The 17211-nt window shown below is 64.4% G+C and carries 11 protein-coding genes and 1 pseudogene; 9 read left to right on the top strand and 3 right to left on the bottom strand.

Translation table 11 applies throughout. The features are described from left to right. Positions 1-34: 34 nt before the first annotated feature. The 9 genes and pseudogenes from ACVWWN_RS31695 (at position 35) to ACVWWN_RS31655 (ending at position 10859) form a co-directional block, all read left to right on the top strand. A complete protein-coding gene (locus ACVWWN_RS31695) occupies positions 35-844 on the top strand; it encodes an ABC transporter ATP-binding protein (protein ID WP_457147383.1) in 810 nt (269 codons plus the stop codon). Then, positions 841-1686 carry an ABC transporter permease gene (locus ACVWWN_RS31690; RefSeq protein WP_457147382.1) on the top strand — a complete coding sequence of 282 codons (846 nt, stop codon included), beginning with the start codon at positions 841-843 and terminating at the stop codon, positions 1684-1686. The genes ACVWWN_RS31695 and ACVWWN_RS31690 overlap by 4 nt, the downstream gene beginning before the upstream one ends. Continuing rightward, on the top strand, positions 1683-2465 hold the full coding sequence (locus ACVWWN_RS31685; protein WP_457147381.1) for an ABC transporter permease: 783 nt from the start codon (positions 1683-1685) through the stop codon (positions 2463-2465). Before ACVWWN_RS31690 ends, ACVWWN_RS31685 begins: the two co-directional genes overlap by 4 nt. Positions 2466-2503: 38 nt before the next feature. After that, positions 2504-4780 carry a xanthine dehydrogenase family protein molybdopterin-binding subunit gene (locus ACVWWN_RS31680; protein ID WP_457147380.1) on the top strand — a complete coding sequence of 759 codons (2277 nt, stop codon included), beginning with the start codon at positions 2504-2506 and terminating at the stop codon, positions 4778-4780. Further along, positions 4777-5646, top strand: coding sequence for an FAD binding domain-containing protein (locus ACVWWN_RS31675; RefSeq protein WP_457147379.1), 870 nt, complete (start codon positions 4777-4779; stop codon positions 5644-5646). Before ACVWWN_RS31680 ends, ACVWWN_RS31675 begins: the two co-directional genes overlap by 4 nt. After that, a complete protein-coding gene (locus tag ACVWWN_RS31670; protein ID WP_457147378.1) occupies positions 5643-6140 on the top strand; it encodes a (2Fe-2S)-binding protein in 498 nt (165 codons plus the stop codon). Before ACVWWN_RS31675 ends, ACVWWN_RS31670 begins: the two co-directional genes overlap by 4 nt. 56 nt (positions 6141-6196) lie before the next feature. Further along, entirely contained in the window at positions 6197-7435 is a 1239-nt protein-coding gene (locus tag ACVWWN_RS31665; RefSeq protein WP_457147377.1) for an amidohydrolase family protein, read from the top strand. A gap of 95 nt (positions 7436-7530) precedes the next feature. Continuing rightward, positions 7531-8658, top strand: a complete 1128-nt coding sequence (locus ACVWWN_RS31660) for an acyl-CoA dehydrogenase family protein (protein ID WP_457149354.1) — start codon at positions 7531-7533, stop codon at positions 8656-8658. Positions 8659-8682: 24 nt separating this feature from the next. Further along, a pseudogene (locus ACVWWN_RS31655) lies at positions 8683-10859 on the top strand (thiamine pyrophosphate-dependent enzyme). 284 nt (positions 10860-11143) lie between these two features. Here the strand turns inward: ACVWWN_RS31655 and ACVWWN_RS31650 are convergent. The 3 genes from ACVWWN_RS31650 to ACVWWN_RS31640 form a co-directional block, all read right to left on the bottom strand. Further along, the gene (locus tag ACVWWN_RS31650; RefSeq protein ID WP_457147376.1) at positions 11144-14032 is read right to left on the bottom strand and encodes an MMPL/RND family transporter; all 2889 of its coding nucleotides are present in this window, start codon (positions 14030-14032) and stop codon (positions 11144-11146) included. A gap of 105 nt (positions 14033-14137) precedes the next feature. Beyond that, entirely contained in the window at positions 14138-15490 is a 1353-nt protein-coding gene (locus tag ACVWWN_RS31645) for a hypothetical protein (RefSeq protein WP_457147375.1), read from the bottom strand. A 23-nt stretch (positions 15491-15513) separates the two neighbouring features. After that, positions 15514-16968, bottom strand: a complete 1455-nt coding sequence (locus ACVWWN_RS31640) for a condensation domain-containing protein (RefSeq protein ID WP_457147374.1) — start codon at positions 16966-16968, stop codon at positions 15514-15516. Positions 16969-17211 lie beyond the last annotated feature (243 nt).

Below are 17211 nucleotides of genomic sequence, written 5' to 3'. Positions count from 1 at the left end.
GCCGCGCCGAACCACAGATCGGAGAGGCATACCCGTGGACCCCCAAGGCATCCAGATCGAGAACGTGTCCGTCGTCTTCGATGCGCCGGCGGGGAAGGTGACCGCAGTCAAAGACATCACCCAGCGTGTTCCGCACACCAGCTTCGTCTCCATCGTCGGCCCGAGCGGCTGTGGTAAATCGACTCTGCTGGCTGTCATTTCGGGCCTGCAGAAGGCCACGAGCGGTTCGGTCAGCGTTGCAGGTGAGCCGGTCGCCGGACCGGATCCGAAGATCGGCGTGGTTTTCCAGGAGGATTCGACGCTGCCGTGGCGCACCGTCGAGGAGAACGTTGCCTTCGCGATGGAGATGCTCGGCACCGCCAAGGACACTCGGCGTAAGCGCGCCAAGGAGGCGATCGACCTGGTCGGGCTCACTGGATTCGGAAAGTCCTATCCGTCGCAGCTTTCCGGCGGTATGCGGCAGCGAGTTGCTTTGGCGCGGACGCTGGCCGTGCAGCCTGAGGTGGTCCTGATGGACGAGCCGTTTGCCGCGCTGGATCAACAGACTCGGTTGTTCCTCGGCGCAGAGGTCCGTCAGATCTGGGCCAGGACGCATCAGACCATCGTGTTCGTCACACACGACATCTCCGAGGCCATCCTGCTGTCGCAGCAGGTGTGGGTGATGTCGTACCGTCCAGGCACGATCATCGACGTCATCGATATCGATCTGCCCGGCGATCGCGATGCGAGCGTGGTGTCGACACCGCGCTTCAATGAACTACACAACCGGATCTGGAGTTCGCTGCAGGCCGAATCCATGCGTGGGTTCCAGCAACAGGAATCCCACAAGAAGGTCACGGCGTGACGACCTCCTACCTTGCGGCCGACGATCTGCCTACCGAGTTCATGCCAGGACCCGAGCAACCGCCAGAACCGCCCCGGCGACGGATGGGCAACCTCACGCTCAGCGTGGTGTCCACCGTCGGTCTCATCGTGCTGTTCATCGCGTTCTGCGAGATCGGCGTGCGGGCGGGATGGTGGAGCGAAAGCGTACTGCCCGCCCCTTCGACGATTTTCCCCACGCTCGCAATGCTTCTCACCGAGGGACAGTTCTGGGCGGACGCGGGTCGAACGGGCGTCGAGGTCGCCATGGCGATCATCCTCGGCGGTCTGCTGGGTTTCGCCGCAGGCCTCCTGTTCTGGAAAGCCCCGTTGGTGGGCAGGATCTTCGAGCCATACCTGGTGTCCTTCTACGCCGTCCCTCTGGTGCTCTTCTATCCCGTGATGATCGTGCTGGTCGGCATCAACGCGATGTCTGTCGTGATCCTGGCCACGATCATGGCGGCGATCCCGATGGCCCTCAACACCGCTGTCGGTCTCAACGCGATGCCGCCGGTCTACATGAAACTGGCCCGTTCGTTGAACGCCTCACCGCGACAGACTCTGTTCGCGATCGCGATACCCGCCGCCGGCCCGTATATCGTGGCCGGACTGCGGCTCGCGGTCGTCTACGCCCTCATCGGTGCGATCGCCATGGAGTTCACCACCGCCCAGGCCGGTCTGGGCTACCGGATCCGCTATCTCTACGAGATCTTCAACAACAACGAGATGTTCGCCTACATCGTCATGGTGCTGGTGTTGTCTCTCGTTCTGACAGTCCTGCTCGCCATCGTGGAGCGGGTGCTGTTGCGGGGGAGGAACCTGTGACCACAACGCTGACCGAAGCCACCGAGGCCCTGCCCCGGCCTCAGCGCGTTCGCTCGGTGCTCGGCAACCAGTTCGTCGGGGCCGCCCTACTGGCTGTGCTGGTCGCCGTCGGATGGCAGATCCTGTCGGGCTTGACGTTCGTCATCCCGTCCCCCGGGCAGACGCTGACGATCCTGTTCCGAAACCTTTCCGATCCGGCGTATCTGTTCGATGTGCGCGTCACCGCCCAGTCGGTGTTGTTGGCCTTCGTCATCGGCACGGCAGTCGGTGGCGGCATCGGCCTGCTGTTGGGGCTTTCGCAGCGGCTGCGGCTGATCTTCGAACCGTTGATCATCATCCTCAACGGCATCCCCAAGATCGTCCTCTACCCGGTGTTGTTGCCCATCTTCACTCTCACCGGATCCAAGGTCGTCATGGGCGTATTGTTCGCGCTTTTCCCCGTGCTGATCAACGTGTCCACCGGCGTCCAGGAGATTCCACGGGTGTATTGGAAATTGGCCAGGTCGGTACGGGCCAACCCCTGGCAGATGCTGGTGCACATCATCTTTCCCGCGATCAGGCGGCCACTTCTCACCGGTATCCGGTTGGCCGTCAGCCTCGCCGTCGTCGGTGTCGTGCTGTCGGAGTTCTTCGCGACCCGCCGTGGCCTCGGACGCGTGGTTCTGCAGTCCTACAGTCATGGTGAGTACCCCTCGATGGTCGCCACCATCATGTTGCTGATCACCATCTCGTTCGCGATCTCGGTCGCCCTGTGGCAGTGGGAGAAGCGAATCCATTGACTCCCCTGACCTCAGGACCGGCGTATATCGGTACCTCGGTGCGGCGTCGCGAAGACGACCGCATGCTCGGCGGACAGGGTCGCTTCCTGGCCGATCACGCTGCAGGTGCCTACCACGTGGCGTTCGTGCGATCTAATCAGGCGCACGCGCGAATCGTCCGTGTAGACACTTCGCTCGCCGATCAAATGCCTGGCGTGCTCGGTGTTTTCTTCGCGGAAGACCTCGGCCTGGCCAACACCCCGATTCCCGAGCTGACCAGGCCGGAGCCGGCATTCACCGCGGCGACGTCGTGCATGCTCGCTGAACAAAGACTGCCGATTCTGGCCACCGACCGGGTGTACTACGTCGGCCAACCCATCGCGGTTCTCATCGCCGAGGACCGGTACCGCGCCGAAGACGCGCTGGAAGCCATCGTGATCGACTATGAGCCGCTGTCGCCGGTAACCGATCCGCTGACTGCCCTCGATCCGTCCGCGCCGGTGCTGTTCGACCACCTCGACAGTAACGAGGCTGCCCGGATCGAGTTCTCCTTCGGTGAACCCGACGCAGTTTTCGCCACGCACCGCGTCGTCGAGGGCACCTACCGGATGAACCGGCACGGCGCGGTGCCACTCGAGTGCCGTGGTGTGGCAGTGCAATTCGACGCCCGCCGACAGCGGGTGGAACTGTCGACGTCCACCCAGGTGCCGCATATGGTCCGCAACGCCATATGCGAGGTGACAGGCTGGTCCAGGGAGGACATCAAGGTTTCGGTGCCTGATGTCGGCGGCGGGTTCGGGACCAAAGCCAATGTCTACGCCGAAGAGATCGTGATGCCGGTGCTGTCTCGGCACACCGGCTACAAGTTGATCTGGCTGGAAGACCGTCAAGAGCACCTGATCGCCAGCGCTCAGGGGCGCGACCAGGTGCACCGAACCCGACTTGCAGTCGATGACGACGGCTGCATCCTGGCGTGGGCCGACGATTTCGTCGTCGATATCGGTGCCGGAAGTCTCTGGGTCGCGGGAATCGTCGCCAACACCGCCATCCATCTGCTGGGCCCCTACCGAATACCTGCCGTGCATATCGAGGGCCGCGCGGTGCTGACCAACAAGACCCTGGTCGCCCAATACCGCGGCGCTGGCCGACCGGAGGCGACCTTTGCGCTCGAGCGCAGCCTGGACGCGGCAGCGCGCCGGCTTGGTCTCTCGAGCGTCGAGATCCGCCGCCGGAATCTACTGAGTTCCGACGATCTGCCCTATTCGCGGCCGATCCCGTATCGCGACGGGGTGCCCATCGTGTACGACGGCGGCGACTATCGGGCCTGTCTCGACTCGGTGCTGACCTCGCTACCGCCCGCCGCGGCAGACCGTTGTGCTGCAGCTTATCCCGACTATCGAATCGGCTATGGCCTGTCGTCGTATCTGGAGGCGACCGGCCGGGGTCCGCACGAGACCGCGAGACTGCGGCTGCTGTCGAACGGAGAGTTCGAGCTTACTGCCGGTGCCGCGTCGGCAGGGCAGGGCCATGAGACAACCTTCGCGCAGGTCGCCGCTGACGCGCTCGCCGTACCGATGAACCGGGTGCACTACGTGGCCGCCGATACCGAGCGGTTGCCCGACGGCGTCGGCACCTTCGCCAGCCGATCGGCGATACTGGCCGGATCAGCCGTCCATCAGGCCGCGATCGAGCTGATTGACCTCGCTTGCGTACGCGCCCACGCCTTGCTCGGTTCGACCGAGATCTGGTATGCCGACGGGGCTTTCCACACCCTTGGCCGCTCCATCGGCTGGGACGACCTGTCCGCGGCTCAAAGGACAGGCGGCGACGATGAAGGTGGCGCGCTCGAGGTGAGCACCGTGTTCCGGGTATCCACGGTGACCTGGACGATGGGTGTGCATGCGGTCGTTCTCGGCGTGCATCGCCGCACCGGATTGGTGAAGGTGTTGCGCTATGCCGTTTCTCACGAGGGTGGGCGAGAGATCAACCCGCGGGTCGTCGAAGGCCAGATCATCGGCGGGGTCGCGCAAGGCCTCGGGGGGGCTCTGTTCGAAAGGTGGAGTTACTCAGACCGCGGTGAGCCGCAGTCCACCACGTTTGCCGCCTACCATCTGCCTCTGACCACCGACGTCCCGCAGGTGACCGTCGAACACCTGTATGTCGACACCCCGTCCAACCCGCTCGGCGTCCGAGGCGCGGGCGAAAGCGGCACCATCGCGGTTTATGCTGCGGTTGCCAGCGCGGTTGATGATGCCTTGGACGGCGCAATCCACGTTGACAGCACGCCGATCTCAAGCGGTCTGCTGTGCCGGGCTCTGGATGCGGAGGCATCGTGAAACCGGCGGAATTCTCGTACTTTCGGCCGAATTCCGTCGCCGAGGCACTCGACCTGCTTGCCGAGTATCCGGACGCGAAGATTTTAGCCGGTGGGCAGTCTCTTCTGACACTTATGAACCTGCGGCTGGCGCGGCCGTCGACACTGGTCGACATCGGGGAGTTGGCGGAATTGCGCCGAATCTTCGACGACACGGATGATCTCGTTCTCGGTGCCTTGATCACACACCGGACGGTGGAGGTCGACCCGTTGATCGCTGCGCGAGCGCCGCTGATGGCCGATGCGGCGCGCTATATCGGCCATGTCGGCATCCGCAACCGGGGTACCGTCGGCGGCTCAGTGGCACATGCCGATCCCGCCGCCGAGATGCCGCTGGCGACGCTCGTACTCGGTGCCACCGTGCACGTCGATTCGGCAAAGACCGGTCGCAGGCAGGTCCCCGCAGAAGACATGTTCGTCTCGTTCTACACCAGTGCGCTCGAACACCACGAAATGATCACCTGGATCTCGATTCCGGCGCATCGGGCCGATCAAGGCTGGGGATTCGTCGAATATGCACATCAGCACGGGGACTATGGACTGGCCGGCGCCGGATGCACGCTGACGCTGCACCCCGACGGCACAGTGGCATCTATTCGGGCAGCGGTGCTCTCGGCCGCGGATCGACCCCTGCTGTTCGTCGGAGACGATGCGACCGGTGCAGAACCATCGCCTGGCCTGTGGGCCGACCTCGCTCACGATTGGGCGGCTCGTACCGATCCGGCGGCCGAGGACGCCGACTACGCGCGGCGGCTCTGCGCAATTGCGCTCGCTGAGGCGTTGACCGCGGCCGAACGCCGCCTCACCTACGATCAGGAGGACGCGTGACGGCTGCTGATACTCCGCAGGCGGTGGCGGTGGCCGTCACCGTCAATGGCCGCGAATTTCGACGATCTGTACCGCCACGGCTGACACTGGCTGATTTCCTGCGCGACGAACTCGGCCTCACGGGAACGCATCTGGGGTGTGAGCACGGAGTCTGTGGTGCCTGCACGGTGTTCATCGAGGGGCGAAGTGCGCGCGCCTGCCTGACGCTCGCCGTCCAAGCCCACGGGTTGCGGGTCGACACCGTAGAAGGACTGGATCAGTTCGAGGAGACAGCCCGGCTGCGCCGCGCACTCTCCGAGAGACACGGCTTGCAATGCGGATTCTGCACGCCGGGATTCCTTGTCACCGCGGTCGAGTTGTTGCGCGACACCGATGCCGAGAAGCCACTCACCGAGGACGTAGTGCGAGAAGCGCTGTCGGGCAACATCTGCCGCTGTACGGGATACCAGGGCATTGTGCGGGCCGTGCTGGACGCCGCTGAGGCGCCCAACTAGTTCCATCACCCGATCCGGACCGGATCGGGTTTCCAAGCTGAATCGAGGAGACGCGAGTGACCACGCTGCTGGTGGAAGACATCGGTATGCTCGTGCACGGCGACAGCGCGATCGCTCCGCTGCGAGACACATGTCTCGTCATCGAGGACGGTGTCGTCGCCGGCATTGGAACAAGCCACGCCGCACCGGACCTCGTGCTGTCGGCCGGCGGCTTGACAGTGATGCCCGGACTAGTCGACGGGCACGTGCACCCCACCTTCGGGGAGTGGACGCCCGCTCAAGATTCCATCGGTTGGATCCACAATTACTTGCATGGCGGCACCACGTCGATGGTGTCCGCAGGAGAACTGCACATTCCGGGCCTGGCATTCGACGCGCTGAGCCCGGAACTGGTGTTGAGCATCGCCATCACGTCCAAGCACACAACCGGCCGGATGCGGCCTTCCGGGGTGAAGGTCAACGCTGGAACGGTGCTTCTGGTCCCAGGCATGACCGAAGAGCATTTCGATCGGGCTCAACGCGAGGGCATTGATCAGGTGAAGTTCATCTTCTACGACTGGAACCGGTTGGGCGACGGCGAGGCTCAGCGTTATGTCCGTTGGGCGCACGAACGCGGAATGACGGTCAAGATGCATTCCGGCGGCGTGTCGCGATCGGGCTCCAGCCGAGTGGCCGGGCGGGAAGTGGTTACCAGCGTGAAGCCCGACATCGTGGGGCACATCTCCGGTGGCCCCATCCCCGCGCCGGATGAGGAGATCGTCGCGATCGTGGCCGAACTTCCGTCGGCGAAGCTCGAGGTGTGCAGCTCGAACAACTACCGGGCGACCAAACTCGTCGTCGAAGAATTGACAGCCCGTGCCCAGCTGGATCGCCTGACCCTCGGCACCGACACTCCGGGGGGAACCGGCGTCATCCCCCGCGGGATGCTGCGCAACATCTGCTTCCTGTCATCGGTGTGCGGCGTCGACCCGCTGGTTGCCGTCGCCGCGGCAACTGGACAGACGGCCAAAGCGCACGGAATGTGCACCGGCGTACTGGTTGAGGGCATGCCGGCCGATCTGCTGGTGCTGGGTCCGATCACTGGATCGATGGCGCGTGACGGGCTGGAATGCTTTGCACTGGGCGATCTTCCGGGAATCGCCACCGTGCTCGTCGACGGTGTTCCGCTGGTACACACCCGCAGTGAACAGACCCCGCCGCCGAGCCGCTCGGTGAACTGGCGTGGCCCGGTCGGCGTCCAGGAAGCCGAGCGGCCCGCCGTCGTCGTCGGTGCACACGCCCAGGGCTGCTGCTGAGCCGGCGCCGCAGTCACCACTCAGGAGACGCCGTGACACATTCCCAGGTCCTCAACCCGCCTGTCAGCCCCGATGCGCTGATCGCCGTCGACGACATGCTTGACGACGAAGAACGCCAGGTCCGCGAGTCCGTGCGCGCGCTTGTCAAGGGGCGCATCGCCCCCGACATCGCCACCTGGTATGAGAACGGCGAGTTGCCGGTGCGCGAACTGGCGGTCGAATTCGGCGAGTTGGGCCTGCTCGGGATGCACTTGAAAGGATATGGCTGCGCGGGGACCTCCGCCGTGGCCTACGGTCTGGCGTGCCTCGAGCTAGAGGCAGGCGATTCCGGTATCCGCTCGCTGGTCAGCGTGCAGGGATCGCTGGCGATGTTCGCCCTCCATGCGTTCGGTAGCGAAGAACACAAGAGGCAGTGGCTGCCCGAAATGGCCGCCGGTCGAAAGATCGGCTGCTTCGGGCTCACGGAGCCCGACTTCGGCTCCGATCCGGCCGGGATGCGCACCCGTGCTGTACAAGTCGGCACCGACTGGATCATCAATGGCACCAAGATGTGGATCACCAACGGATCCGTCGCGGATATCGCCATTGTGTGGGCCCGTACCGATGAAGGTATACGGGGATTTGCTGTCCCCACGGACACGCCGGGCTTCACCGCGCACACAATCAAGGCGAAGATGTCGCTGCGCGCTTCCGTCACGAGCGAGCTGGTGCTGGGCGACGTTCGGGTGCCCTCCAGCGCGCGACTGCCGGGAGCGAGTAGCCTCCGCGCACCGCTCAGCTGTCTCAACGAGGCCCGGTTCGGCATCGTGTTCGGCGCCATCGGCGCCGCGCGCGACTGCCTCGACACCGCGCTGGAATACGCCTCCGTCCGCAGGCAGTTCGATCGCCCCATCGGGGAATTTCAGCTCACTCAGCAGAAACTCGCCGACATGACTCTTGAGTACGTCAAGGGCTACCTACTGGCGCTATACCTCGGCCGACGCAAGGACACCGCGGGGCTGGCCGGTCCGCAGGTCAGCCTCGGCAAGCTCAACAACGTACGGGAAGCATTGACCATTGCGCGCACTGCCCGCACCATCCTGGGCGCCAGCGGCATCACCTCGGAGTATCCGGTCATGCGGCACGCCAACAATCTGGAATCCGTGCTGACCTATGAAGGCACCAGCGAGATGCATACCTTGATGATCGGCCAGGCCCTCACGGGCGCCCCCGCATTCCGCTGACCGCCGATAGTTGAAAGAGACGCGATGGCGGAGTTGATTGACGACCATTTCACGGCAACCATCTCGGCGTTGCCCGACGTTGATGCACAGCCGGTTTCGAACAGCACGCTGACTTCGCAGGCTTGGTCGGACCTGTTCGATGCGCAACTCGGCAGCCGCCATCTCGATCTCGCAGCGCGCCGGCTGCGCTCGCAGGGCAAGGGCTACTACACCATCGGCTCGTCGGGTCATGAGGGCAACGCAGCGGTCGCCGCGGCACTGCGGCCGACCGATCCAGCATTGCTGCACTACCGGTCCGGCGGTTTTTTCCTCGCCCGCGCAGCGCAAGTGGGCGGCAGCGATCCCTTGCGCGATGTGCTGCTCGGTTTGGTCGCCGCGACTGCCGAACCAATTTCGGGTGGTCGGCACAAGGTGTTCGGCAGGCACGACCTCGGCATCATCCCGCAGACCTCGACCATCGCGTCGCACCTGCCGCGCGCGGTCGGGGTGGCTTTTCGATCGCGCGCGCCAAGAAGATGCACATCAAATGTCTTTGGCCCAGCGACGCTCTGGCGGTCTGCAGCTTTGGTGATGCGTCGGTGAATCACTCCACCGCGGTGGGTGCCATCAACACCGCGATGCATTGTGCTTATCAGGGCCTGCCGATGCCGCTGTTGTTCGTCTGCGAGGACAACGGCATCGGGATCAGTGTGAAGACTCCTTGTGGATGGGTTGTGCGGACCTATGCGAACCGCGACGGTCTCGAGTACTTCCGGGCCGACGGTTCCGACCTTGCCGATGTCTTCGCCACTACCGCCGCCGCTGCCGAATGGGTGCGAACGCAGCGCCGACCCGCATTTCTCCATCTGAGCACGGTGCGACTCATGGGGCATGCGGGCTCGGACTATGAGCAGGCCTACCGCCAGCCGGACGAGATCGCCGCCGACTATGAGCGTGATCCTGTGTTGTGCACCGCCAAAGCGCTGATCGGGAGTGGCGTCTTGACGTCGACGGAGGTGCTCGAGCGCTACGAAGCCAAGCGGTCGGAGGTTCTCGAAATAGCCGCGGAGGTTGCTGAGATGCCGCAACTCGGCAGTGCCTGGGAGGTGATGGAACCACTGCGCGTCGGCTTGGAAGAGGCGGTAGCAGCCTCTACCCGGCCGGTGATTTCACCGGGGACCGGCGTTCGCGGCGACGATCCGGCACTCACCGTGGCACTGGCCATCAACCGCGCATTGCAGGAGGTGCTGGCCAGCCACCCGGAGGCGCTGCTGTTCGGGGAGGACGTCGCTCGAAAAGGGGGCGTATACGGGGTCACCCGCGGTCTGCAGGCGAAGGCCGGCCCGGCGCGGGTATTCGACACGCTGCTGGACGAGCAAGCGATTTTGGGTCTTGCGCTGGGCGCGGGCGTGTCTGGTCTATTGCCGATACCCGAGATCCAGTATCTGGCGTACGTGCACAACGCTGCTGACCAAATCCGGGGCGAGGGGGCGACGTTGCAGTTCTTCGCCGATCGGCAGTACCGCAATCCGATGGTGGTGCGCATCGCCGGCTACGCCTATCAGAAGGGCTTCGGCGGGCATTTTCACAACGACAACTCGGTAGCGGCGCTTCGCGACATCCCTGGCGTCGTGATCGCCTCACCGGCGCGCCCCGACGACGCTGCAGCCATGATGCGAAGCTGCGTCGAAGCTGCCTCAGCGGGCGGCGCCGTCTGCTTGTTTCTCGAACCCATCGCGCTGTACCACACACGAGACCTGTACGCCGACGGCGACGAAGGATGGTTGGCGCACTACCCACACATCGAGGCCGGACCGCAGGCGCCGATTGGCCGGGCCCGCACCTATGACGACGGTACCGATCTGACGCTGCTGACATTCGGCAACGGCTTGAGGATGAGTCTGCGGGTGGCACAGCGACTCGACCGCCTGGGCATCAGCACCCGAACCGTCGACCTGCGGTGGCTGGCGCCGCTGCCGGTCGACGACATCATCCGAGAAGCCACCGCTACCGGCAAGGCACTCATCGTCGACGAGACCCGAGAAACCGGAGGGGTCGGGGAGGGCGTCCTCGCAGCCCTGCTCGGGCACGGATTCACCGGCACGGTCGGCCGCGTAGCCAGCCTCGACAGCTTCATCCCGCTCGGTGACGCCGCTCTGGAGGTGCTGCTCTCAGAGGACGCCATCGAGGCCGCCGCCATCAAACTGGTCCGCGCCAACTGACTGCCGCAGCAGCCGTTGTGGGCCCGCGCCGGCCGTTCGGTCTAGACCCGCGGCAGGGGAGCGGTCCGCCATTCGTATCCACCCATTCCAAGCCGCTGCACACAAGTCGGGTCAGCAGGCAGTGCACCAATCCGGCGACCACGAATGCAGGTACCGATGCCGTCGTGTAGCGGAACGGCCCACTCGGTTCGTACGAGACCGGGTTCAGCAGGAGCGAATACGTCAGGGCGCCAGCCGCCAACGCGACGAAGGCGGTGATGTTCACTTCTCGCCAAATTCCCGCTCTAAGAGTGCTTGCGGGGCTTGGCCGGCCACCAGTTCGCCTTCCCGACGAGCGTGGCCAGCGCAGGCACGGTGATGGTGCGCACCACGAACGTGTCGATCAGCAGTCCGGCGCCGATGATGAATCCGGTCTGCACCATCGTGGAGAGGCTGCCGAACAGCAGACCGAACATCGAGGCGGCGAAGATGATTCCGGCCGAGGTGATCACGCCGCCCGTCGAATGCACGGCGCGGATGATCCCGGAGCGGATGCCGTTGCGGGACTCCTCGCGGATGCGGGTGATCAACAGCAGGTTGTAGTCGGCCCCGACGGCGACCAAGACGATGAATGCCGTCGCCGGCACGTTCCAGTAGATCTGCTGATGGCAGATGAATTGGAAGAACGCGACGCCGAGCCCAAGGGCCGACAGGTACGAGATCACCACCGACGCAATGAGGTACAAGGGCGCCACGATCGCGCGGAGAAGGGCTACCAGGATGAGAAAGACCACAACCAGCGTCACGATGACGATCAGTCGCAGGTCGTCGTTGTAATAGCTGCGCATGGCACTGTACATCGGAGTGGTACCGACCATCGAGATCGTCGCATCGGCCAGCGCCGTGTTGGGCTGTGCGCCGCGCGCGGTATTCAGGATCGTCTGAACCTGGTCCATGGCGGCCGTGCTGAACGGATCGAACTTCGTCTCGACCATGTAGCGCGTCGAATGTCCGTCCGGCGAGATGAACAGCTTCGCGGCGTTCTTGAAGTCGTTGGTCGTCAGGAGTTGGGGCGGGACGTACATCCCGGACATCGACGGTTGCGTGGCGTCACGTTTGATGGACATCAGCACGCCCGCCGCCTGGTTCATCCCGGCGCCCATCTGCTTGGTCTGATCGACCAGGACCGAAACGCCGTCCGCCAGCTGCTTGCTGCCGTCGGCGAGGGCGTTGGCGCCCTGTTCCATCTGGGTGACCTTGTGTTGTGCGACGGCTGGATCGGTGACGCCGGCCGACTGCAGCATTGCGCTGACCCGTTGCACGGTATCCGCCAGACTCCGGTCGGATGCGCCGGTCTGGCCGTTGCCGGGCGTGGCCAGTTGCTGCAGCTCGGCGCGTCCGGCGCTGCATGTAGGATCGGCGCTGCACTCGGCGCTGTCGTTCAACGCGGTCAGCATCGGGGCGGCAGCAGTGACCACACCGTCGACCGCGGACTGGCCGTTGTTCGCATAGGAGGCGGCAACGGTGCTCAGCTGCTGACGTGCCTGGTTCAGCGTTCCCGACATCGCCGTCATCGACCGGCCGGCCTGATCGACCTGGTCACGCACACCCGCCAGGCTGTTCGCCAACTGCCGTGCGCCACCGCTGAGCGCATCGAGATCGCCTTTCTTCCCGCTGATCGTCGACGATGCGTTCTGCAGCTTCGAACCGACCTCGCCGGCCTGATAGCTGACCTTGGTCTGGTCCAGCGGCTGGCCGGTCGGCCGGGTGACACCGCGCACCGTGGCGACGTCGGGCAGCTGAGCCACGCGCTGCGCCATCTGCTCCATGTCGGCCAGTGCCTGCGACGTCCTCAGGTCGTGTGGTGAGTGGATGTAGATGTACTCCGGCAGCAGCGTGCTCGTCGAGAAGTGGTCTGCCATGGCGTTGAACCCGAGGCTGCTCTCCGATGATGCGGGCAACTGCATGCGGTCGTTGTACGTCGGGTGCAACAACAATGCGCAGCTCGCGAGCGCGATCAGCAGCGTCAAGCTGACCAGTAGATGCGCCTTTGGGCGCCGGACGATGTGAATCGCCGAGCGCTGCCAGAAGCGGCCGGGCTGCGACCCACGGGGAGCGACCCATCCGCGCCGGCCGGCCAGCACGAGAATCGCGGGCAGCAGCGTGATCGCGGCCAGGAACGCGACGGCGATCGAAACCGCCAGCGCAGGGCCGACACTCGTGAAGGCGGGCAGCCGCGTGAAGACCATGCCCAGGAACGTGACGGCCACGGTGGCCGCCGATGCGGCGATCACCTTGCCGATCGATGTCAATGCCTTCTGCACGGCCACATCGGAGTCGATGCCGGAGCGGATGTACTCGTGATATCGGCTGATGAGAAAGACCGCATAGTCCGTCCCGGCACCGACGATCATCGCGGTCATCAACACGATCGTCATGGCCGACACTTCGAGACCGATCTGGGTCAGCGCGGACACAACCCCTTGAGCCGATGCGACCGTGAAGCCGATGGTGATCAACGGAAGCAATACGGTGACTGGTCGTCGGTAGATCAGGAGCAGGATGACCAGCACCAGTACGGCAGTGGCGATTTCGATCATATGCATGTCGCGGGCGGTGACGATGGACATGTCCCCGACTACCGCCGCCTGTCCGGTCACGTGTGCGGTGACCGCGGAGCCGGCGGTGGATTGCTTGACGGTCTGGGTAATCCGCTGGTACGCCTGCGAAGAGTCGGGGGAACCAGCCGGCGCCTTGAGCGTGACCGCCATATAGGACGCCTTGTTGTCGGCGCTGACCATCAGCTGGCGCAGCGCCGGGTTGCTGGCGACGTCCTGCACCGCGGACACGTCGTTGGTGTCGCTGCGCAGCTTGCTCGCAAGCGCGCGGTAGGCGTCGTTATCGGCGGGGCTGAGACCGTGCTCGTCTGTGAGCACCACGACGAGGATGTTCTGGGCAGACTCGTTGAAATCCTTGGCCATCTGCTCCGTGGCGGCCATCGCCTGTGCCGGCAGCGGCTGTACCGTCTGGCCTTCCACGACCTTCGTCAGCGCGGGGAAGGCCACGGCCAGCACCGCCACCACGGCGATCCAGGTGGCGATGACGAGCCACGGGGCGCGCACGACGATGCGTCCCAGTAGCGAGAAGCCGTCTAAGCGTCGTGAGCTCTTGGGTGGAGTGGCCTGCTTCAACACGGCGAAATCCTTTGTTGCTGTCGAGGTATGGTTGCTTCCCATTCGAAGTTACGGCTCGGCGGCGAGCATGGCGCGCTTGTGTGCACTAGTCGCGAACAAAGCGATTCACGCGCTTTTGCGCATTGTGGTCACGCGAACATTCGGCATCGGGGCGAGTGCGAATTGGTCGAATGTGTCCGACAGCGTCTCGCGCAGAAGCTCGACCGAGTTCGGCTGGTCGGGCTGATACGACAGGGCCGAGACGAACACGCGGCCGTTGATTCTGCCCGAGAGGAGTGCCAGTACGCCGCCCACACGGTGCATAGTGGCCTTGGTGACGCCCGGGTAGAGCGACCGCACGGTGAAGTAGTCGGCGTCGGCGCCGTCCGGCCGGTTCACCGTGGGGTCGATGTCACCGACGTTGGACGAGATGACGCTTGTGTTATTGCCGGTGGCCACGTTGACCATCCTTCGGACCACCCATTTGGGCAGCAGCGGGACGATCGGCAGCAGCGCCCACCGCTCGTCGGGAACATCACGGTGACGGATCAGAGCCTGCTTGATGGCGGCACGGACATCCCCGAGTTCCGTGCTGGCCCGTGTCGGATCCACGATGACGTCCACATTCGTCACTGCGTTCGCACGGGTATCGCCGTCGGTGCGCTCACTGACGGGGATCGACAGGGCAACTGTGCCGTCGCCCGCGGCGATCCGCCCCATGCGGTGGGCCACGTCGGCGGCCAGTCCCGCGAGCAGCCCGTTGCTGGTCCCACCGAGCGAATTCGCGCGCGAGTCCCACTCCTTCATGTCGAAGAACAACGTCGCTGTCGGCAGCACGATCTGTTCGTCCGTGGCTGCGGCCGCCTTCGATGCCCGCGCCGATGGGCTGCCATTACCGCGTCCCTTGCGGGCCATCCGCGCCGCGGCGCGGGCCGCGCGGCCGACCGCGGGCAGATCGCTTGCGGTCTGACGAGCGTCCTCACGCAGTGCGCGCCACCGCCGGCGTGATGCCGCGGGCGGCCAGGTAATCGGATCGTCCTGCCCGGCAGCCGCGTCGGCCAGCGCCAGGCACAGGCCGACACCATCGGTGAGGCAATGCGTGATGACCAAACTGAGGCCAGACCCGCCGTCCGTGAACGGTAGGACCGCCAGGTGCCACCCGGGGCCGCGTTCGGGATCCAGGGGCGTGTTGGCCTGCTCCTCGAGCCAGGCGTCGAACTCACCACGCGGGCGCGGCGACGCGACCTCGATGTCGTGGCGGCCGCCCGGTGCGACCCAGCGATGGCGGCCGAAAGGCAACGGCGACTTCTCGATGCGACGGGAGAGTCGCCCCTGCGCCAGATGGCGGTGGAAGCGCCGCAAACCGTCCATGTCGATCGCCCGGTCGTAGATCCACATGCACTGAATCGCGCTCGTGGCTCCGGTGGCCTGCTCACCGAGAAAAACTGTCTGGTCGACCAGATCCAATACATTTGTCATTTCCGCATTTCCCTTCATTGTGATTACCGCTTCCCAACGCACACGGCGCACTGGTCGCTCGAATTGGCATGGTGGGCAAGCTCTTCGATCCAGTCAGCGGTGATCTTGGCAACGGCTGCGAACGCGTGACTCAAGGCTGCGATGTAGCGGTGAACGGAATGACGCGCCTCCTCGGTATCCGGAAAAGAGACGGTGACAGTGGTCCGCGACGCGTGGCGGTTGATCCACATGTTGATCCCGCCGTGCGACAGGTTGTCCCCGTAAATGCCGTAATTTGTCTGCTCCCACAATGCCGCGATGGGCACCTTGCGGAAATCCATGTACGACACCATCATTCCGGGCTTGCTGGGCAGCTTGATGCCGAGCTGATCGACCGGGGCCAGTTCCAGCACCCGTTCGAACGGTACGTTCGCCAGATACCTGCCGGCGTCGAACGACTGCTGTGCGGCATGGGCGATCTCGGAGAACGTGCCGTCGCCGATCGGCACGGTGACCGGGAAGAGACTGGCGAACCAGCCCAGGCTCATGGTGTCGGCAACATCAGTGCGGGTATCCGACGGTGTGAATGCGTGGTAAGTGTCCCCGCCGGTGATTCGATGCTCGGCCAGCGCTGCGCAGGCCAGGACTCCTCCGGAAAACCGTGCACCGGCATCGCGGCAGGCAGTGTCGAAGGCCTCGGTGTCGTCCTCGTTCAGAAGTTCCACCGTCACGAAGTCGCCCTTGCTGCTGGCCCAGGTGTCACCCAGCGGCAGTGGAAAGCTCGGCCAGTCACCGTCGGTGTCCTGGGCGAATTCGACCCAGTCCTCGATCTCCGGCGACGACAGGGTCATGGCGGCGACGTTCTCGCGCTGCCGGGCGGTGTAACCGCGGTAACCGCCGACTTCCGGAAGCATGGTGGGCCGTCCATGTGAGAGGTCCTGGTACATCATGTGGATGTCGAGGAAGATCAGGCCGGCGGACATCCCATCGATGTGCAGATGGTCGACGCTGGCGTAGAACGTGAAATGGTCGGCCTTTTGAATGACGCCGTATGTGAAGCAGTCCCATTCGAGGGTGCCCGGTGTCGTCGTCAGTGTATGCGTCTGAATCTGTTCCTGATCCATTTCGCCGTACGAAACCGGGACGAATTCGATTTCTGCGGGGTTGGTAATTGTGCGCCGAGAAATATTGCCGTTCTCGAACTCGAACGCGCTGTGGTAGGTGTCATGACGACGCACGTGCGCATTGATCGCTTCGGTCATCGCCACGATGTCACACACGCCCGGGATGTCCCACGACACCACCATGAGCCGAGGTAGTCGACGGCCGAGCGCCGCACCGTAGAAAGCGGCGCGCAGATGCTGGGCCTGCTGGAAGCTGGGTGACAGGTCGTCTCGATCCGCCTGCCGCATGAGGGCGCGACTCGCGGTCGAAGCCGTCCAGGTGGTAACCGGGCCATTTGCCGGCTTCCACGAGTGAATGGGTCCGAGTGCGACCATTTTCCTGAACTCCTTAGATGGTCGGCGATTTTTCCTGTTTCGAATTTCCGCCCGTTTCGTTTATCTGATATGGCCGAATTTACGGTTCGCGGATCGGCATGGCTCGCTTGTGCGCACTAGTTGGCGAAGTGAGCGATATGAGGCTTTTGCGCATTGTGCTCGGGGGGTGCTGGCGCGGTTGCGGTGTCAGACGCGCAGCGAGACTGCAGCCAAATCGTCAACCGGCGGAAAACCGGACGCTGG

The organism is Mycobacterium sp. URHB0021 (genome assembly GCF_054057895.1).
Note: the sequence above shows the minus strand (reverse complement) of the source record. Positions and strands in the feature narration are given on the sequence as shown.